Raw genomic sequence first — 19,831 nt, 5'->3', positions numbered from 1 at the left:
AGGCTTCCGCAAGTTAGGCAAAGCAGAAACAATACTAACGCTGTATGTAAACTTTTGACCATCAAAGACATGCAAGCACCTCAGAGGATAGTTTTAGAAGCAAAGTTCTGTAGTGTTACTATTTCGCCCCATACTCTGCCCATTCCTTCAAAAAAACGGAATAAACCAAAATTTTACTAATTCCTGGTGGAGGCCGGCAATTTAATAAGCACCTCGGTCCCTTCGCCCTTGCGGCTGTTGAACTTAATCGTGCCGTTCATTGCTTCAATAATACGGAAGGTGACCATGAGGCCAAGCCCCGTGCCCTTGGTCTTATTGGAGTAATACGGTTCTCCCAGCCGGGCCAGCTCGCTGACCTTCATCCCCTCGCCGTTATCCTTCACGCTGATGATTACCCAGTTGCCTGTTCTCCAGGCCGTTACGACAATCTGCCCCTCCTCCTGCAGTGATTCAATGCTGTTCTTGATCAGATTAATAAATGCCTGCTTGAACTTGGCCGGACTGCCCGTCACTTGAAGCTCCTGCTGCAGACGCAGATCTATCGAGCCGCCCTGCAAATTAGCCAGCGGCAACAGGATTCCCGACACATGCCTCAGCTCCCCCGAGACTTCGAATACATCCACGATATCCAAGCCCGGCTTCGCAAAGGTCAGGAAATCGGTAATGATCACCGAGGCCCGGTCCAGCTCCCCCACAGCCATCTTCAGATACTCCTTCTCCTTATTGCCGGAGCGCTCCCCCAGAATCTGCAGGAACCCGCGCGTGACCTGGAGCGGATTACGCACCTCATGGGCCACCGAGGCGGCAAGCTCACTGATAATCTCCATTTTCTCCGAACGCTGCAGCTCATTATTGAATTTCTCCAGCTCCCTGGCGTATTCCAGCGCCTTCTCATGGCTTCCCGCAAACCGTTTCCCCAGAATAGCAATCAGGGAAAGAATGAATACCACCATGCCCCATTTCCACCAGTACAGATGATATCTCTCCATTGAAAGGAAGTAACGCAGCAGCTCCGCCACGGAGACCAAGGCAAATACGGAGAAGCCGGCAGTGAAAAGGATGGCATCTGAATTGCCCCTGCGGGCATAAGAAAACGCCAGATACAGCAGGTAGACAAACTGGGCAATCATTAGTACACCGGTTGCGTTAATAGTCAGAACAGCATACAGCGCGTCCAGCCGGAAGGAAAGTGCGGCATTCAGAATAAGCGCTGCGGTACAGATCAGGGAATATGCCAGTTGAAATTTACGCACACGGGTAGTGAAGCCCCGCTTGCCCGGTCCGAATAACTGTTCAAAATAAAGCGTGAACGCCGGCATAATGGTAAACAGGGCCAAATCGAAGCTGATCTGTCTCAGACGATCCCCCCGGCTTAAAATCAGCGTCAGAAACGGAGAGTATGTCAGCAGCAGCACTCCAAAGGACAGGATGACCAGGGCCAGAAAGAAACCGCTGTAGAAAAATTCAGGCTTAAGGAACAGCAGGCAGATCAGCAACGCTCCAGCCATGAAGATCATGGCGGCTCCGAGCACAACGTCCACCAGATCCTGCTTCACATAAAAGGACAGCAGCTGATTATAGCTGCCGACCCTTACATCCCCCTCGATTCCAAACTCCCCGCTTCCCGCATTCCACAGATAGAGCGGCTTCGCACTGTCTAGCGCCGGGATCGGAATCAGCACCTTGTTGCCGCTATATTCCACATCCCCGCTGGAATCGTAGATTAGCCGGTTGTCTATATATGCTTTCAGGTTGTCGCCAAATACTCTATCGATCAGAATAGCGGAAGTTGCTCCAGTAGGGGGCAAGGTAAGCCGCATCCAAGCGGAAGGGGTACCAGATGGCGGAAGGGGCCTGGCCTCCCTGGCCCGTACCCGCGTCCATTCGGCGGCCGGCCCTGCCGTTGCAGCTTCTATACCGCTATTCCCAGCCGTTTCCCACTTCAGCTCCCAGGATGGAATTTCCGCTTCTGTATGTCCGTCCCATTCTATGGCGATTCCCGCTGGAATGATGGTTATTACAAGCAGCAGCATAATGAAGACTGCGGCTGTTTTGGTTGATGCTAACTTCATTGTGGCACCTCAGTGAATCGTTAGTTGTATTTATGTAGTCCATATGATTCTTATTTTCGACAACGTTTGCACTATACCTGCCTTCAGACTGCAAATAACCTCGAAACGGCTCGGTTAATTCATCTATTCCGGTTATTCTGCCGGAGAAATGAATATATTAATCAGATGGCCAGCCTGGATGCCGGACAGATTCGCCGCTGCTTAAACGGGTATAGTTGTACTATAAAGATGAAGAAAACTTACAACAAGGGATAAGGGAGCTGATTGACGATGGGTAATGAATTCAATAAGACGGAAGCCGACTTTGCATATGAGCGCTATACCAAAATGGGCGGTGTCTCCCCGGAGCAGGATATTCCGCTGGAAGAATTGCGTCCGCTTGGCACGATTACTGAGCAAAGCCCCAGTGAGGAAACCGTTGGCGCCGGGAACCGCCCGTTGGAATCTGCACTGGCCAGTCATGACCCTGCTCACTTCACACCGATCGATTTCGATGGTGTAGTGGATGACGGCTCGGATCCGGCGCTTGAGAGCGATCCTATTCTAGCAGCCGATATCGGCCTGAATGTACCGGACGCCGGGCTTGGGCCGCGTGCAGACCGCCCCGCTCCTGCTTCCGCCACACCCGGTCCGCAGCGGGATGAGCTGCTGGAGTCGGATGCTATATACACGGCTGGCGCAGCCGGATTAACCGGCAGCGTGATTGATTATGCGGATTCGGAGGAAGAGGTGACAGGAGAAGCGGAGGAATCCGCTCCGCTGGAGGATGTCCCGGATGCAGATGAGCTGGTTCCCGGAAGCAGCGTTGACCCGGTCTCCCCGGACCCTGATGCCATGCCCGGTACCGATGTGCTGAATGGCTCGAACGGTGACGAATAGATACGGCTAAGCGTTCCTGCCGGAGCGTTCACACACAGTCCAGGTTCATATTGACTTTTGGAGATAATCGGCTTACGATAGTTTCATTCAATTGCGGCGATGGAGTTCGCCATAACCGCCCTTCGGGGCTAATGACTCCTACCAGTGGTTAACTACGCTGGTAGGAGTCTGTTTTGATTTCAGGGTAGTATTTATTTCGGGTCGGGGGGCATTAGCCATAATGAAGAGGAAGTATGAACGGTGGGCAGAGCTTGCAGCGCGCCAGAGCCAGCTTGCGCTCTGGAGTACATTCGTGAAATGGGTGATTCTGGGGGGAATGGTCGGGCTGCTGGCAGGAAGTGCCTCGGCCTTGTTCCTGGCCAGTCTGAACGCGGTCACCCAGGTAAGGCTGGAGCATGCCTGGCTGCTCTTCCTGCTTCCGGCAGGAGGCGCGCTCGTCAGCGGAATGTATATGCGTTACGGCAAGAGCAGCAGCAAGGGGAATAACCTGATTCTGGAGCAGATCCGCCAGGGCAACGAAGCGATTCCGCTGCGCATGGCCCCGCTGGTCCTTGGCGGGACGCTGATTACCCATCTCTTCGGCGGCTCGGCCGGACGTGAAGGCACGGCAGTGCAGATGGGCGGCAGTCTGGCAGAAGCACTCGGCCGCTGGCTCAGAATCGGTCCGCTAGACCGCCGAATCCTGCTGATGTGCGGCATCAGCGGCGGCTTCGGCTCCATCTTCGGCACCCCGCTGGCCGGAACGGTGTTCGGCCTCGAGGTGATCGCCATCGGGCTGATCAGCCATAAGGCACTGCTGCCCTGTTTTGCCGCCAGCTTCACCGGTGATCTGGTAGCCTCCCGCTTGTGGGGCGTTCACCATATCCACTATCAAGTAGATGTCTTCCCCGGCATGGATGCACTGGTGCTGGTCAAGGTTATAATCGCCTCCATCTTGTTCGGCCTATGCAGCCTGCTGTTCAGTGAGCTTACCCATTATCTGAAGCGGACCTTCACCGCCATAATCCGTAATCCTATGCTCAAAAGCGCCGCCGGCGGGCTGATCATTATCGCCCTGGTCTACATAGCCGGTTCCCGGGACTATCTGGGGCTGGGCCTTCCACTGATCAGTAGTTCCTTCGAAAACGGCGTATCGCCCTTCGCTTTTCTATGGAAGCTGATCTTCACCGCGTTCACTCTGGGGACCGGCTTCCAGGGCGGCGAAGTGACGCCGCTGTTCGCCATCGGAGCTTCCCTGGGGAGCAGCTTGGCCGGAGTTCTTCATCTATATGGGCCTTTTCTGGCTTCACTTGGCTTCATCGCTGTCTTCTGCGGAGCAACCAACACACCGCTTGCCTGCTTCATAATGGGCATCGAGCTGTTCGGCTCCGGCGGAGCGGTCTATATGTTCATCGCCTGCATCATCAGCTATCAGTTCTCCGGGCACAGCGGAATCTACAGCTCCCAGCTCATCGGCATCTCCAAAAGCGCCTTACTGCCGGTTCCCGAGGGAACGACGCTCGCTTCCGCCAAAGAGCAGCCCGCACCAAAGTAGCAGAATCCGGCAGGCCGCAGAAGCAGACTTTGCCAGAAGCAGGACAAAGAAGGTATGATACAGAAGTGAATGCACCAGATTATTCAACAAGTGGAAACGGCTTTGCCGTCCTTTTAAAGGACGGTACCGTTTCAGCGAGAAATAGAAGGATAATTTATCGTGTGCAACATATAAATTCTTATATTTGGACAAAAGGAGAGATTCTGAAGTGAAGTCTATCACAAGAAAACCCGTCATCCTGCTTGCGGTGATGTGCATGATGCTCGTCATTCTGGCGGGCTGCGGCAATAAGCCAGTGAATAATAATGCCGCCGGTAATGGTAACAGCAGTTCCGGAGCAGGCAGTGAGGCCACAGCAGCACCGCAGGAGAGCGTCACCGTTACAGAAGGTGTGCCTTCAGCCACAGCCAGCCATCCGGTGGTTACGATCGAGTTGGATAACGGCGCTGTTATTAAGGCCGAGCTGTATCCTGAGGTTGCCCCCAATACGGTCAACAACTTCATTTCATTGATTAAGAAGGGCTTCTATGACGGAACCATCTTCCACCGGGTCATTCCAGGCTTCATGATCCAGGGCGGGGACCCGGATGGCACAGGAATGGGTGGACCGGACTACAGTATTGCCGGAGAATTCAATAACAACGGCTTCACCAATAATCTGCTGCATACTGAAGGCGTACTATCCATGGCGAGAAGCCAGGATATGGACTCTGCCGGCTCCCAGTTCTTCATTATGGCCGCAGCTTATCCAAGCCTTGACGGCGATTACGCCGCCTTCGGCAAGGTTACTGAAGGACTTGAAACGGTCCAGGCCATCGTCAGTCTGCCGCGTGGCAAGAATGACCGTCCGGATCAGCCGCCGGTCATGAAGAAGGTCACCGTTGATACGCTTGGCGTTACTTATCCCGAGCCGCAAAAAGCACAATAAGCAACCTGCAAGCTGGCTGCACGGACTAGTCTTGCTTCAAAATCCCGAAATCCACACAGAAGAGCCATCCCCCATAACCGGAGAATGGCTCTTCTTCGCATCTTAAGAATATTTGAAGCATGCAGCTTCTTATTGAAAGTGGGTATGCTTCGTTCTCCACTGCTCCAGCTTAATGACCACCCAGAAGCCGTAGATCCCGAGCGTAATCACTGTCAGCAGGAACCACTTGATCCATTGTCCGAACAGACTGACGGCTGTACCGTCAAACCGCAGGCGCTGCCCTTCCACCACGGTATGCTCGATCTTCCAGCGGTAGAGCATTACTACTGACCAAGGATAGCAGATACCGAAGGTGCAGACCGTTACCAGCCAGCCGGCCAGACACCAGCCAATGTACTCAATTAGCTTCCCGTCAAAATAAGATTCTCTGCTTCCATAATTCATCGCTGCCGTATTCATGTGCAGTGCTCCCATGGGTCTCCCCCTTTCATTCATGCAAAATTATTCCTGGTTCTATTTTCCTTATTGTCCATGGTGAGCACTACTACATTTCTCACAATTCTAACTAGGAATGGATAAAAAGCAGAATAAAGTCGAAATTAGGCGCCCCGACTGGGGACTTATCTCCGGCTAAGGGCATGCTGTCCGTTCCGCAGGAAAGTGCTGCGGCTGTTGCGCAGCAGGGATATCCGTTCTTCTGCCAGCTGATCCGCAGCCGCATAGGCCGGAATCCCCTTCAGGCGGGAAATCTCCAGCACACAGGTGATGCTGTCATAGATTCGGGCTATCTGCTTGTACGCCCGTTCCTTGTGGTAACCGTTCAATTCATCGGCGATATTAATAACGCCACCGGCGTTAATTACATAGTCCGGAGCGTAGACAATTCCCATCTTGTGCAGCGCGTCCCCGTGACGCGGCTCCTTGAGCTGATTATTGGCAGCTCCTGCAATCACCTTGGCTCTAAGCCGCGGCAGCGACTCATCATTAATGGTGGCACCAAGCGCACATGGCGCATAGATGTCACAATCTGCCCCAATAATGTCGGCCGGGTCTACAGCCGTTGCCCCGTAAGCCTGGACGGCCCGGTTCACTGCCTCACTATGAATATCTGCTACCAGCAGGCGTGCGCCTTCTTCATGCAGATACTTACATAGTGTAAAGGAGACATTGCCGACACCCTGCACGGCGACGGTTCTGCCTGCCAGGGAATCACTGCCGAAGGCAGCCTTCGCTGCGGCCTTCATGCCTTGATATACGCCGAAGGCTGTAGCCGGTGAGGGGTTGCCGGACGAGCCGTAGGAAGCCGATATTCCGGTAACGAAGTCGGTCTCCTGATGGATAATATCCATATCCTCTTCCGTAGTGCCTACATCCTCTGCTGTAATGTAACGGCCGTTCAAGCCCTGTATGTATCTGCCGAAGGCGCGGAACATCGCCTCGTTCTTGTCTGTGTGCGGATCACCGATAATAACGGTCTTACCGCCGCCCAGATTCAGCCCGGCCACCGCATTCTTATACGTCATGCCTTTAGCCAGACGAAGGGCGTCGATAAGCGCCTCCTCCTCCGTTGCATAGGTCCACATTCTCGTTCCGCCCAGCGCCGGTCCCAGCGTGGTGTCGTGAATCGCAATAATCGCCTTCAGCCCCGATGCCTTATCCTGACAAAACAGCACTTCCTCGTAATCCTCCCGCTCCATCGCCGCAAACAATTCCATCCGCTTCATTTCTCCTGTCTTTTCTTATGTACATGTTACGTTTCATAACAAAGCTAGTCGTTCTGGAACGTATTGTCAAGTTCATTTGTCCCATTTTCATCTATTTTCATAAAAGCACATGAAGCAGCAGACCCCGAACCTCACGCCTATTGTAAGCACATGGGGTGGAGTCTGCGAAGGGATTAGGCCCAGTATTGATCTGGCCGGTATTCGATTTCGGACTGCACGGCTATCGTTAAGCGCCCGGAGTCTGCATCATAGGTTACAGGCTGATCTCCAACGTAGTACCAATGCTTGATGACCGGCCCGTCCGCAGGCTCCTCGAAGCGGAATACATTAAGCTCCGCCTTCAGCTCCACCACCGCAGCGCCCTTATCTGCCGCCACATTCGTCAGGGTGATCAAGGTTAGCCCGCCCTGCTCATCAAAGGTGTACCCGGCTCCCTCCATGCTGTTCACAAGCATGCGCCCGGTTACGGAATGCTTCACCAGCACTCTTTCCTGTTCTGCCATTCGCGCTCCTCCTTCATGTCTGTATCCCGCCGCTCATTACGGCAGATCAATCACCATGACCAGTATGTTCTCATCAGCCTTCAGCTCGAGCTGCGCTGTATCCTCGATTCTCGCCGAATCGCCCGGCTTCAGCACATCCTCCCCGTTCAGGGTAAGCTGTCCTTCAACCAGATATACAAAGCTGCGCCGCCCCGGCTCCTGCCGGAAATCCAGTTGCCCGCCCGCTTCGGCCTTCCCCAGATAAATCGTCATATCCTGGGCTATATCGACAATCTCCTCCGACGCTTCGGCCGCTACTACCGGAAGCAGGCGTCCTTCAAGCTTGGCCGGATCGAAGCGTCCGGTTGCATAGGAGGGAGCCGTCCCCCGGGTCTTGGGCATGAACCATAGCTGAAGCAGGCGGACCGGCTCACTGTCCGAAGGGTTATGCTCCGTATGAATCGCGCCGGTCCCTGCCGACATCCGCTGGATGCCGCCGAAGGACGTCTGCGCGACATTGCCCAGGTTGTCCTCATGACGAAGCACGCCGGACAGTACAATGGAGACAATCTCCATGTCACTGTGCGGGTGGGCGCCGAAGCCTTTGCCCGGAGCGATCGTATCATCGTTACAGACGCGCATCGGCCCAAAGGCCGTATTGTCCGGATCATAGAAATCCCCGAAGGAGAAGACATGACTGCCCTTCAGCCAGCCGTAGTCGAACTGGTGCGCAGACGCAGCAGGGTAGATTTTAATCAATGGAACCGCCTCCTGTGGTTATTATGAAGTGGTCGATATCTGCAGTTCAGAAACGATGAACCATTTCTTGGACGCAGCATCCTTGAAGTACACCTGAATCATATAGTTCCCCTTGTCTGTAACCTTATAATTATACGCTGACGATTTGAACCAGAAGCTGTCCTTCTTCTCTGTTATTGGCTGGTTATCCACAACATCCGTCTTGCCTGCCGGGTCTGTAATGGTAATTTTCAGATCGGAGATATCTGTTTTGAGATCATCCACCTGCACCAGGGCAGAGAAGGTATTGCTGGTGTCCATTCTGACTTTGCCAAAAATCTTGCCCTGCTCATCCAGCAGCACCGTGTTCACATTAGGCTTGTAGATCTTGACCGTCCCTGCTGAGTCGTCCACAGTTACAATCGCCTGCATATTCTCAGAAAGCTGTTCCACAGGCACATAGACCCCGCCGTCCGAGGATAGTGCAGACTGCTTGAGCAGCATATTATTCACATAGAATGAGAGATCTGTTTTGCCGGCAGCAGCATACAGCAGGCCTCCTCCCGAGACCATCATCAGGCACATTGTTGAAATCGCCAGCTTGCGCATCTTCCCCATTATTCCCGTCCCCCTATATAATGTCCTATGCTGTTTATACCCTTCAGGCGTCAAGGAGTTGCTGTGAATTGTAAAATAAAACCGGCTGCACAATTTCCTGAGGAAAAGGTACAGCCGGTCACGGGACAACCTTCTTGCTCCGGGTGCACCCGGAAGCAGCAATTACAGCTTAGCGATCGTCTCGGTAAGAACCGGTACAATCTGTGATTTACGGGATACTACGCCCTTCAGCACAGCCTTGTTATCATCCAGCTTCACATTGTAAGCCTGCTCTACAGCCCCTGCTACGCGGCCCAGGGCGAGACCCACGGAATCGTTGTTCAGGATATCGGTAACTACGAACAGGAACAGATCCAGTCCCTTGTCATCAATAATCGCGGTAAGTGCCGCTTCCAGCTCCGGCTGCTTGGATAGAACATCATTCACATCCACAGCGTTAACCTGGGCAATCTCCACCTTATATTCACCCATCTTGAATTCCTTGGCATCCAAAGAGATCAGCTGGGCAATGCTCTTGTCGCTCAGGTCTGCACCGGCTTTGAGCATGTCCAGGCCATAGCTCTCAGCATCTACTCCGGCAATAGCCGCAAGCTCACGCGCAGCTGCCACATCCTGCTCTGTGCAGGTCGGCGATTTGAACAGCAAGGAATCGGAAATGATAGCGGACAGCATCAGACCGGCGATGTTCTTAGGAATGGCCACGCCATTCTCTTTGTACAGCTTGTTCAGAATGGTAGCTGTACAGCCGACCGGCTCAGCCCGGTAATACAGCGGATAGGCTGTCTCGAAGTTCGCAATCCGGTGATGATCAATAACCTCAACCACACGAACCTGATCGATATCATTCGCACTTTGCTGGCGTTCATTATGGTCAACCAGAATCACTTGTTCAGCTTCGGCGGCTACGTTCTCCACCAAACGCGGTGCTTCTACCCCGAAGTGGTCGAGGGCGAACTGTGTCTCTCCGCTGATGTCTCCAAGACGGACCGGCTCGGCATCCCAGCCCAGTTCCTTCTTCAGTGCCGCATAAGCAATAGCCGAGCAGATCGTATCTGTATCCGGGTTTTTGTGACCAAAGATCAAAGTTTTTGTCATTTCCAATCTCCTTACTATGTTTTTGTGAGAATAATATACCATACATTGATAGAGACCTGCCAGAGACCCGTAAATATCCGGCTGGAATTAACTCTTGGTATGCTCCTGTCCTACCTGTACAGCTTGCCCCCGCTTCGTCTTCGGCAGCGCCTCAGGCACATCCTCCCCGGAGAGCGGCTCGTTATCCGAGAACAGATCCGGGTTCTCTCTGAGCATGCCGCTCAGGATACGTGTAGTCTCTACTGTGCCGCAGAGCATAACCGCCGCATCGCCGAAGCTGCCCCTGCGCAGCGCTCCGCCGTCCTCCAGCACGGACTCCACCTTCCAGAAATGCTGCGACCAGGACAATCCGCAGTGTCTGCGCGAAGTCACCGCAATCTCCTCCCCTGCCGGCGTCATAGTATAGAGCGCCTCATGCCCGTCCGTCATCCGGCCGGGAATATCCACCCACTCTTCAATGCCGTGAATGAACGTATTCCTCCGCAGATCCACACCGAGCAGCATAATCTCCGCTTCCCGATCCAGCAGCTTGCCGTAGACCGAGCCGCGCGCACAAGGCGTATCCCAGCGCTCATCTCCGGCCGTAAATACCGCCGCATCCCTGCCTAGGGCCGCCACCGAATGTGTGGGATGCCAGGAACGGATTACGTTCGGACGCTTGCGGAACAGCTCCGGCAGAATACCCACGCAGGCAGGCGATTCCAGCACAGAGAAGCGCGGATTCTGCCCGTCGATATAAGACCAGGTATGCGTAGGCAGGACCAGCAGCCCCTCCTTCATATATTCTGAGAGAACATCCAGTACGGTATCTGCTCCCCCTTCCACTTCACCAATGCTTTTGAGCGAGGAGTGGACCAGCAGTGTCCCCTGCGGATCGATCCCCATCCTCTCCAGCTGCTTCATCAGACTTGATCTGGTGTGCATGATTAACCCCGCTTTCCTGAATAATAAATACCGATCTTGAAATACACCTTGCAAAATTACTCATTTACTATTAAAATTATAGTAACTTAATATTAATAAGTAATTTACAGCTTTTATATACCAACTCAAATCTCAGGAGGTATTCCCATGAGTTTAACACTAAAAGGACTTCACCATGTATCTGCCATTACCGCCAAAGCGCCGGAGAACTACAAATTCTATACAGAAGTGCTCGGACTCCGCTTGATCAAGAAGACCGTCAACCAGGATGACGTATCTGTCTATCACTTGTTCTACGGGGATGAGACCGGGAATCCCGGCACGGAGCTTACCTTCTTCGAGCTGCCTAACGCAGGGCGCAACCGCGATGGCAACAACAGCATCTCCGCACTCTCCCTGCGTGTTCCCGGCGATGATGCCCTGCTCTTCTGGACACAACGCTTCACGGTACTGGGCGTAGAGCATGAGGAAATCACCGAACGCGGCGGCCGCAAGACGCTGGCCTTCACCGACCATGAGGGCCAGCGTCTCATCCTCGTCTCGGATGAGCATAACGAGGGCATGCCCGGCGGCAAGCCGTGGGCCAAGAGCCCGGTTCCTGCCGAGTATGCCATTGTCGGACTGGGACCCGCACATCTGACCGTCGAGACCGCTGAGCATACAGCCCTGATTCTGGAGGACCTGCTCGGCTTCCGCCGCGCAGGCAGTTATCCTTCTCCGGTGGCGGGCCAGCCGGATATTATCGTGTTCGAGACCGGTGAAGGCGGCTCCGGCACGGAGATCCATCTGGAGGAACGCAACGATCTTCCACAGGAGCGCCTGGGACGGGGCGGTGTACATCATGTAGCCTTCCGCGTCGATAACGAAGAGGAGCTGAAGCAGTGGATTGAACGCATCCGCAGCGTACAGCTCCCGAACTCGGGCTTTGTAGACCGCTTCTACTTCCGCTCCCTGTACTTCCGGGAGCCGAATGGTATTCTGTTCGAGCTGGCAACGGACGGACCGGGATTCGCCACAGATGAGGAAGTCGAGCATCTGGGCGAGGCGCTGGCCCTGCCGCCGTTCCTGGAATCTAAGCGAGAACAGATTGAGGCCCACCTGAAGCCGCTGGATACCCGTCCGCAGGTCTAACGTTATCATCCTAGTGATAATAGCTCTGGCGGTTTGCATACGAAGAAACTCCGGCTGACTTACAAGCCGGAGTTTCTTTTGGGTTAGCCAAGCCTGCATAACAATTTAACTTACTAGCTCAGATCAGCTCTCCGACCAGGTGATCGTGAAGAGGTTGAAGCCGGGCCGGGCCGTGGAGGCTTTGCCTGTAATGGATACAGGACTTGTCCCGCCGAGTCTGCCCGAAATTTTGACATTGCTGGCCGATACAGACTCCGAAGCATTATCCAGATTTTTAATCCGCGCATATTCACTGTACACGAAGCCCATAATCTCCAGGGTCTCCTGCGTTGAATACGTGAACGCCACCTTCTTCTGGCCGTTAGCATCCGTATCCAGCGTGATTGCAATCAGGGCATCCTGGGGAATCGGAAAGTCCTTAGGCAGATTAACCGGTCTAGCCGTTCCCTCCACTACTGGAGCAGGAGTTGCATTCCCTCCGCCGGTAGAGGTTCCCGGAGCAGGAGTCGGAGCAGGAATATCCGCGCTGCCGGCACCAATTCTCACTTTATAGTTGACCGAGTCATAATTGATAGGCACCTTCAGCACCGTAGCGATCGACTGGACCGGCAGGTAGGTGAGACCTTCGTAGGTGATCGGTGTCAGGGTTTTGCCATTACCGTCCTTCATCCAAAACGGGTTACCATCCACGACAATACCCAGGCTATGGTTCAGATAAGCCTTAATCTGCTGCAGTTTGGTGCCCGCATACACCCCTGCCGAGCCCGTTACCGTCATGCCGGTGACAACTGCGGCAATCAACCATTTTTTCTTCATAATATCCTCTCCCGTATGTTGTTGTTAAAAAAGTAGGAACTTAGCGTCCCTATATATTTAACACGGGAGCGAAACTTTCAACCTGCCTGCTGCCGTATATTCCGTTCACGCGCGCTTCACGATCTCGACCAACTCATCCAGACTGCGGATTTCATAGGTCGGAACTATCTCAGGATCACCGGGCTTGCCCAAGGGATTGAACCAGCATGTATCGATGCCGTAATTGTTCCCGCCCCGGATATCAGAGGTCAAAGAGTCCCCAACAATCAGCACCTTGCGTCTATCGGACAGATTAAGCTTGGCAAAAGCATAATCAAAAATCCCCGTCTCCGGCTTCTGGTAGCCCGTCTCTTCCGATACAATTACCGCTTCGAATACCTCGCTGAGCGGAGAACCCTTAATCCGGGCATGCTGCACATCGCTGATTCCGTTCGTAATCACAGCCAGCCTGCATCCGGCAAGCTCGCCGCAGAGCTCGGCAGCCCCCTGAATCAGGAAGGTACCCTCGCCGAGGAAGCGCAGGTATGCTTCACTGAATTCCTCCGGCTTGAACGTGAGCTGACGGGCGGCAAACAGCCGGTTGAACCGTTCTACGCGCAGGGCGGCAGAGGTGATCTTCCCTTGTTCGAAATCCTTCCATAAGGCATGGTTAATCTCCTTGTAGCTGGCCGCATACTCCTGCGCGCCTGCCTTCTGCCCGAAGTGGGCGAAGGCATGGCTTAAGGCGTGGCTCTCGGCCATTCCATAATCGAACAGTGTATCATCGGCATCAAATAAGATACATTCGTATTTCATCATTTCCTCCATCTCGCTTATGTAGTTCGACAACATACATCCTTCTGCGATATAATCTGAGTTAGGCCTTTAAAAAATCAACGGGGTGATTGTCATTTTATACGGTTTAGCTTTTCTCGTGTCATTTTTTATCGTTTATCTGCTGATTCCTCCTCTGGCCAAGCTCGCTTTCCGGCTCGATTTCGTGGACAGGCCAAGGGAAGATGTTGAACGCAAAATCCATAGGGAGCCCATCCCGCTAACGGCAAGCTATGCCATATTCGTAGGTTTTTTCATTACATATCTGCTATTCGCACGTGAATTCACCCTGGAGACGCTCGCCCTGTTCATTGGCGGTGTGCTTCTGCTGACTATAGGAACCATCGATGACTGGTACAAAACCAAAGGTAAGGATTTCCCGGCTCTGCCCAAATTCATCGTACAGATTGCCGCCGCCGTTCTGGTGTTCTTTTCCGGCAATGCGTTTACCGGCTTCATTAATCCGTTCTCAGGTGATTATATCTCACTGCCGTTCATTTTGCAGTTCCTGCTGACGATCATCTGGATCTTCGGTGTCACTACGGTCATTAATTTCTCTGACGGCATGGACGGTCTGGCCGGCGGACTTACAGCGATCTCGGCAGTAACCCTGTTCGTCGTCGCACTCACGATGGGCCAATCTACTTCAGCCTTCATGGCTGTTTCGCTGATTGGGGTTACCCTGGCGTACTTGCGCTTCAACAAGGCTCCGGCCAAAATCTTCATGGGCGATGCCGGTGCCACCTTCCTCGGCTTCATTCTGGCGGTGATTGCACTGGACGGCGCGTTCAAGCAGGCCACGGTGTTGTCGCTGTTCATTCCGATTCTCGCGCTGGGCGTACCGATCTTCGACAATATTTTTGTCGTTATCAGACGCTTCCTTAAGGGACAAGCCATCTATCAGGCGGACGCCACTCAGGTTCATTACCGTCTGCTCAAGGCCGGTCTGAACCAGAAACAGGTGGTCGGCGTGCTCTATCTTGCCAGCGTCTGCCTCTCCCTGTCGTCCATTATCCTGCTGCTGATCCAGACGTAATGAAGTTACTATGTATGTCAAAGGCTGTTCCCACAAGTCATGAAATGGCTGCGGGGACAGCCTTTTTAGTTTTGATTTTTTGAGCAGGATCAGCGTAGGCGCTTGGGTGGACGCCTTTTTGTTCGAGCAGGATCCACGCAGGCGCTCGGGTGGACGCTCCGCGAACGGAACGTTGCTACAATCGCTGTTGTCTCCAGATTTTATTTATTTCCTTAATCGGTAAAAATCCGGAGACAAAGGCGACCGCTATCGCTTTTCCGCATTCGTTCCGTCCTCTCCGCTGTTTAAGCGGGATACGATTTAAAACCACAAACCCAGCACTACACACGCCCTTTCGCCCTCGCGTCGGCTCATGCGTTAGGTTTTCTGTATACATTCGGACCACGTGCCGTCCCCAGCAAATGTATGCTGTTTTTCGCATACATTCGGGTCACACGCCTGCACGCTAGTAAATGCTGTTTTTCGCATACATTCAGGCCACACGCCTGCACGCCAGCAAATGTATGCTGTTTTCCGCATACATTCGGGCCACACGCCTGCACGCCAGCAAATGTATGCTGTTTTCCGCATACATTCGGGTCACATGCCTGCGCGCCAGCAAATGTATGCTGTTTTCCGCATACATTCGGGTCACACGCCTGCACGCCAGCAAATGTATGCTGTTTTCCGCATACATTCGGGTCACGTGCCTGCGCGCCAGCAAATGTATGCTGTTTTCCGCATACATTCGGGTCACACGCCTGCACGCCAGCAAATGTATGCTGTTTTCCGCATACATTGGGCCCTCTTCCCCTCGTACCTGCGCATTGTGTTCGGTTTTTCGCATTTGGTCCACGTTCAGCCAGTCAGCATATTATATCCGGTTTTTCGCATACATCGGTCCACTCATCCTCGCGCCTACGCATTGTGTTCGGTTTTCCGCATAAATTCAGGCCGGTTACTCGTGAACCAGATCCCTCCCGGGCCCGGCCTCAAGGCGCCTGCTCCCCCGTGAAGTCACGCAGCTGCGAGTAGATTCCGATGATCTCCGGCATTGGCATGCGGACCAAGCCGCTGGAGGATGGAGCGACGAACTCCCGGACTCCGTCCACCACCGGAGCAATACCTTCTTGGAAGCCCCAGGCGGCTGTACTTCTGCGGCTGTACTCTGTGTACACGCCCTTGCCGACAAAGCAGGCAATCTCTGGACGGTATTCCTCCAGCTTGGCCCGCAGGTGCTCGCGGCCCTTGGCGTACTCCTCCCGGGTGATATCTTCAGCGCCTACGGTGGGGCGGGCGACGATGTTGGTGAAGCCATACCCCAGCTTCAGCAGTTCCCCGTCCTCGGAGGCCTCGTATAACCGCGGCGTCAGCCCGGACTTATGGAGTATGCGCCAGAAGTTATTGCGCGGATTGGCATAATGATGGCCCAGCTCGCCGGAGCGGATGCTGGGGTTGAACCCGATGAAGACAATCTGGAGTCCATGATCCAGATGATCCCGTACCTCTTCCATGATCATTCCTCCTTACACTGGCCGCATTATTTTACAGACCCTAATCTAATATACCCCTGCTTCGGACTCAGGTACAACTGAAGCTGAAGCAGAGAACATAACACTGGCACTGACCTGGCACCGGCACTAACTTCCCAATGCAACAAAGAAATCCCCCCGCACAGGATTTACATCCTTTTACGGGGGGAACAGACTGTCTAGTTACTGCATCAGACTAAATTGACTAAGGAAGAAGAGCCTTCAGCGCAGGAGCCATCTCCTGCTGATTCAGCGAAATATAATTAGATGAACCATTCTTATACACTATCTTCACCGCATATTCTCCCTCTCTGCGGTTGTAATTGCGCCGATGCTCCAGAATACCGTTAATGAGCGTCTTGTCTGTGACCATGACCGCCCGTTTCTCGCTGCGGGCTAATTCCAGACGGGTCTCGGGATCATACATCCGCCCGGGTGGCAGCTTACTGTGATCCATATCTATGAACATCTCGGCGGACAGGACGTCCGCTGCGGTAATCCGCACTTTATCCGCATATCCCTTCTGTTCCAGCCAAGCCCCCAATTCATGATAGGACGGGTACCACTCATATGAGAAATACGCCTGATTACCGTATTGATCCGGTTTCTGAAGAACGCGGATGGACGCCCGTGACCGCTGATCCGAGACCCGATCTTCGTAGGACATGTTCAGCACTTCACGGGTTAGAATGTCCTTGAACTCCCTCACCTCCTGCGGATCGGAAATACTGAAGGCCTTGTTCAGATTGCTTACCCGGATACTCTCTGCGTTCTTGTTCATCTGGGAGATCTGGTATCGCACACGTTTGTAGTCCACATGTCCCATGACTGCCTTCAGCTCCGGTTCGAAGCCCACTGTTGGAACCAGATAGGTCCGCTTCAGCGTCCCTCCGTTCTTCAATTGGTATAACAGCGTGAAGCGGTAGCGAGTGGGATATTCATAATTCCACATGAGATCATCCTGCCCCGGCTTCGCTGTTACGACAGCATGATGCAATGCGGTTACAGCTTCAATATACTTCGGGTCCTTGGAATAGACCTCTGCCTCCTCCGCAAGTGGAGTATTATTAGCGCCGTACGGGCGTTGCGTCAGTTCATCATAATTGCCACCGGCGAATACCGCACTCACTTTCCCGGAGGCTGGAACCCGGGTCTCATATCCGGTCAAGCCGGATACTGGAACATAGAGCAGCAAGCCAAGCAGGATACTGTATACTGCCAATTCAAGCGGCAGCTTGCGGTTCAGGATGTGCCAGCTTTTGCGGAGAACCATCTCTACGAGAATATAACCGATTACCCCTCCGGCGGCGACACTGCCGACGATCCAGCCTGTTCCCTGCTTGATACTACCGAAGTAGCTGAGCGCAAGCAGCATACTGCAGAGCATCACCCCGGCTTTGAACAGCGGATTGAAATAGGTGAAGGCCATTGCCTGTCCGGCCTTTTCGCTGTGGCGCTTACGATAGAGCACGAAGGACAGCGTTAAGAAGGCTGCGGACAGGAGAGCGTAGACCCACAGCTCTGTATGGCTGAAAGGATTATAGGATATATCTACAATCCGCAGCAGCGGCGCCCAATCTGTTATATCTGCCCGCGCCCCTACTCCATCCGGGTACCCATACAAATATCTGTTCAGATGCATATCTATAAACATTAACATTGCCGCAGGGAGGACTAACAGAATGAGGGTCACCACTCCCTGCAGAATGGTCTGCCCCGTGCATATCCCGACAAACATCGTGAACGCGAACAGGAACAGGGTCAACACAGTAAGGGTCAGACACCACTGCCAGACCTCCGCTCCGTGATAGATATACATATTGCTCTCCAGCGGGCGGACCAGCATCGTAACCACACTTGTAATCCAGATGGGCGGCAGCAGCAGCAGCAGACCGCTCAGCGTATAGGAAGACAGCAGATGCGAGCGGCGCAGCGGGAGGCTGTGTATCAGATCGGAGGAGCCTTTGGACTGCAGGTAACGGGAAAGGAACAATCCGGTGATGATCGGAAAAGGAATAAGAATTGCCGCAATGTCCATGCCAAGATCGAATAGTCCCTCTAATACGACAGGCTCCTTAAGCCGTTCACCGTTAACGAACAGCTGCAGCGGGAGTATGAATAAGAGCGCCAGTGTATACAAAATTCCGATCCAGCCATACTGGCGCAGGTTCTGGCGGATAATGCTGCTGTTACAGAATAATCGGCTGCGCGTCATAACCGGCATCCCCCATTTCATAGATAAAGATTTCCTCCAGCGTCAGCGGAAGCAGGTCATACACATACGGGTCATAGACATGAAAAGCCTGACTGATCCGCTCCCGCTCTCCTTTTACAATGTACAGACTGACGCTTCCCCGCTGCTCCTGATGGAGAATCTGCAGCTTGGATTCCAGCGCCGCCGCATGACGCACGTCACGGAAAGCGACCTGAATCTTGTGCGTATCGGCCTTCAGATCATCAAGATCCTTCTCCACGAGCATCCGGCCCTCATGCATAATACCGACATGGTCGCACAGATCCTCAATCTCCCGCAGATTATGCGAGGAGATCAGCACGGTGAGCTCGCGCTCGGCAACTTCCTGGAACAACAGATTCTTGATCTGGCGGCGCATCACCGGGTCCAGGCCGTCGATCGGCTCGTCCATAATCAGTGCATCCGGCTTGCAGCTAAGCGCCAGCAGGAAAGCGGCCTGCCGCTGCATCCCTTTGGAGAAGCGGCTGAGTCTGCGCCGGGGATCGAGCCGGAACACTGTAACCAGCTCCTCGTATCTTTTTTGACTCCACCCTGTATAGATTGAGCGGTAGAATTCCGCCATACTCTTCATCGTAGCCTGCGGGAAGTAGTACGGGCTGTCCGGCATGAAGAACAGACTGCGCTTCACCTCCGGTGATTCATAGACAGGCTGCCCGCCTACCTTGACACTCCCTGTATCCGGGCGATAGATGCCCGCAAGCATCTTAAGAAGCGTGGTTTTACCAGCCCCGTTAGATCCCAGTAATCCATAGATGGCCCCTTTGGGTACCGTCAGCGAGAGGCCGTTCACAGCCTTTTCCTCCTGAAAAATCTTGCTCACTCCGCGTATCTCAATCATGGCTGCTCTCCTCTCTTCTCATATCCAGCGCCTCGCGGTACAGGGAACTGATTTCCGTCTCCGTGAACCCAAGGTAGACTGCTTCGGCCATCAGCCGCAGCAGCTCTTCCTTCAGCTCTGCCCGTTTGCTCTCACTCTGCCCCTGCTGCAGCGCGGCTACGAAGTTGCCCTTGCCCTGCAGCGAATAGATATAACCCTCACGCTCCAGCTCTCTGTAGGCCTTCTGGATCGTATTGGGATTCACGGTAAGCTGCGAGGATAACGCCCGCACCGAAGGCAGCTGTTCATCTGCCCGCAGAATACCATGCATAATCAACTCTTTCACCTTGTCGGTCAGCTGCTCATAGATCGGCTTGCGGCTGCGTACATCCAACTCGAACATGACAGTCCTCCCTTCTTCGGACCTGTGATCCGGCTGTTAAACTGTGTTAACTGTAC

Annotated in this window: 19 protein-coding genes and 1 riboswitch; of the genes, 5 read left to right on the top strand and 14 right to left on the bottom strand. The window is 53.6% G+C overall.

Annotation, left to right across the window (positions count from 1 at the left end):
- Nucleotides 1–176 precede the first annotated feature (176 nt).
- Nucleotides 177–2,072, bottom strand: coding sequence for a sensor histidine kinase (locus NYE24_RS25410; protein ID WP_076157052.1), 1,896 nt, complete (start codon nt 2,070–2,072; stop codon nt 177–179).
- A gap of 270 nt (nt 2,073–2,342) precedes the next feature.
- On the opposite strand from NYE24_RS25410, the gene NYE24_RS25405 reads away from it, so the two are divergent.
- The 3 genes from NYE24_RS25405 to NYE24_RS25395 all read left to right on the top strand — a co-directional run bounded on the left by NYE24_RS25405 (nt 2,343) and on the right by NYE24_RS25395 (nt 5,413).
- The gene (locus NYE24_RS25405; RefSeq protein WP_342476977.1) at nt 2,343–2,951 is read left to right on the top strand and encodes a hypothetical protein; all 609 of its coding nucleotides are present in this window, start codon (nt 2,343–2,345) and stop codon (nt 2,949–2,951) included.
- 86 nt (nt 2,952–3,037) lie between these two features.
- Nucleotides 3,038–3,099, top strand: a riboswitch (Fluoride riboswitch).
- A gap of 72 nt (nt 3,100–3,171) precedes the next feature.
- Complete coding sequence (locus NYE24_RS25400; RefSeq protein WP_036693586.1) at nt 3,172–4,485, top strand: voltage-gated chloride channel family protein; 1,314 nt, start codon at nt 3,172–3,174, stop codon at nt 4,483–4,485.
- Nucleotides 4,486–4,735: 250 nt separating this feature from the next.
- On the top strand, nt 4,736–5,413 hold the full coding sequence (locus tag NYE24_RS25395; RefSeq protein ID WP_341029794.1) for a peptidylprolyl isomerase: 678 nt from the start codon (nt 4,736–4,738) through the stop codon (nt 5,411–5,413).
- 129 nt (nt 5,414–5,542) lie between these two features.
- On the opposite strand, the gene NYE24_RS25390 is transcribed toward NYE24_RS25395, so the two are convergent.
- The 7 genes from NYE24_RS25390 to NYE24_RS25360 form a co-directional block, all read right to left on the bottom strand.
- On the bottom strand, nt 5,543–5,872 hold the full coding sequence (locus NYE24_RS25390) for a DUF898 family protein (protein WP_342479298.1): 330 nt from the start codon (nt 5,870–5,872) through the stop codon (nt 5,543–5,545).
- A gap of 161 nt (nt 5,873–6,033) precedes the next feature.
- The gene (locus NYE24_RS25385; RefSeq protein ID WP_036693581.1) at nt 6,034–7,128 is read right to left on the bottom strand and encodes a Glu/Leu/Phe/Val dehydrogenase; all 1,095 of its coding nucleotides are present in this window, start codon (nt 7,126–7,128) and stop codon (nt 6,034–6,036) included.
- Nucleotides 7,129–7,310: 182 nt separating this feature from the next.
- Nucleotides 7,311–7,640, bottom strand: a complete 330-nt coding sequence (locus NYE24_RS25380; protein WP_036693580.1) for a hypothetical protein — start codon at nt 7,638–7,640, stop codon at nt 7,311–7,313.
- 36 nt (nt 7,641–7,676) lie between these two features.
- On the bottom strand, nt 7,677–8,378 hold the full coding sequence (locus NYE24_RS25375; RefSeq protein ID WP_342476976.1) for a pirin family protein: 702 nt from the start codon (nt 8,376–8,378) through the stop codon (nt 7,677–7,679).
- Between the two features lie 21 nt (nt 8,379–8,399).
- The gene (locus NYE24_RS25370) at nt 8,400–8,975 is read right to left on the bottom strand and encodes a hypothetical protein (RefSeq protein ID WP_342476975.1); all 576 of its coding nucleotides are present in this window, start codon (nt 8,973–8,975) and stop codon (nt 8,400–8,402) included.
- Nucleotides 8,976–9,137: 162 nt separating this feature from the next.
- A complete protein-coding gene (locus NYE24_RS25365) occupies nt 9,138–10,070 on the bottom strand; it encodes a manganese-dependent inorganic pyrophosphatase (RefSeq protein WP_076157041.1) in 933 nt (310 codons plus the stop codon).
- An 87-nt stretch (nt 10,071–10,157) separates the two neighbouring features.
- A complete protein-coding gene (locus tag NYE24_RS25360) occupies nt 10,158–10,994 on the bottom strand; it encodes an AAC(3) family N-acetyltransferase (RefSeq protein ID WP_342476974.1) in 837 nt (278 codons plus the stop codon).
- A gap of 147 nt (nt 10,995–11,141) precedes the next feature.
- Here NYE24_RS25360 and NYE24_RS25355 point away from each other — a divergent pair, with 147 nt between their 5' ends.
- Nucleotides 11,142–12,125 carry a ring-cleaving dioxygenase gene (locus NYE24_RS25355; RefSeq protein ID WP_036693573.1) on the top strand — a complete coding sequence of 328 codons (984 nt, stop codon included), beginning with the start codon at nt 11,142–11,144 and terminating at the stop codon, nt 12,123–12,125.
- Between the two features lie 123 nt (nt 12,126–12,248).
- Here NYE24_RS25355 and NYE24_RS25350 read toward each other — a convergent pair whose 3' ends face one another.
- Nucleotides 12,249–12,941: a hypothetical protein gene (locus NYE24_RS25350; RefSeq protein ID WP_051493334.1), complete on the bottom strand. Its 693-nt coding sequence runs from the start codon at nt 12,939–12,941 to the stop codon at nt 12,249–12,251.
- A gap of 105 nt (nt 12,942–13,046) precedes the next feature.
- Nucleotides 13,047–13,736, bottom strand: a complete 690-nt coding sequence (locus NYE24_RS25345) for a YjjG family noncanonical pyrimidine nucleotidase (RefSeq protein WP_342479297.1) — start codon at nt 13,734–13,736, stop codon at nt 13,047–13,049.
- Nucleotides 13,737–13,821: 85 nt separating this feature from the next.
- Here NYE24_RS25345 and NYE24_RS25340 point away from each other — a divergent pair, with 85 nt between their 5' ends.
- Nucleotides 13,822–14,790: an MraY family glycosyltransferase gene (locus NYE24_RS25340; RefSeq protein WP_051493333.1), complete on the top strand. Its 969-nt coding sequence runs from the start codon at nt 13,822–13,824 to the stop codon at nt 14,788–14,790.
- A 971-nt stretch (nt 14,791–15,761) separates the two neighbouring features.
- Here the strand turns inward: NYE24_RS25340 and NYE24_RS25335 are convergent.
- From NYE24_RS25335 to NYE24_RS25320, 4 genes are all read right to left on the bottom strand, one after another.
- Nucleotides 15,762–16,283, bottom strand: coding sequence for a mismatch-specific DNA-glycosylase (locus tag NYE24_RS25335; protein ID WP_342476973.1), 522 nt, complete (start codon nt 16,281–16,283; stop codon nt 15,762–15,764).
- A gap of 223 nt (nt 16,284–16,506) precedes the next feature.
- A complete protein-coding gene (locus NYE24_RS25330; RefSeq protein ID WP_342476972.1) occupies nt 16,507–18,537 on the bottom strand; it encodes a hypothetical protein in 2,031 nt (676 codons plus the stop codon).
- Complete coding sequence (locus tag NYE24_RS25325; protein ID WP_342476971.1) at nt 18,491–19,393, bottom strand: ABC transporter ATP-binding protein; 903 nt, start codon at nt 19,391–19,393, stop codon at nt 18,491–18,493. The genes NYE24_RS25330 and NYE24_RS25325 overlap by 47 nt, the downstream gene beginning before the upstream one ends.
- On the bottom strand, nt 19,386–19,775 hold the full coding sequence (locus NYE24_RS25320; protein WP_342476970.1) for a GntR family transcriptional regulator: 390 nt from the start codon (nt 19,773–19,775) through the stop codon (nt 19,386–19,388). The genes NYE24_RS25325 and NYE24_RS25320 overlap by 8 nt, the downstream gene beginning before the upstream one ends.
- Nucleotides 19,776–19,831 lie beyond the last annotated feature (56 nt).

This window comes from Paenibacillus sp. FSL H7-0350, from assembly GCF_038593195.1.
Taxonomy (GTDB): Bacteria; Bacillota; Bacilli; order Paenibacillales; family Paenibacillaceae; genus Paenibacillus_AQ.
This window is presented reverse-complemented; position numbering and strand designations above follow the sequence as displayed.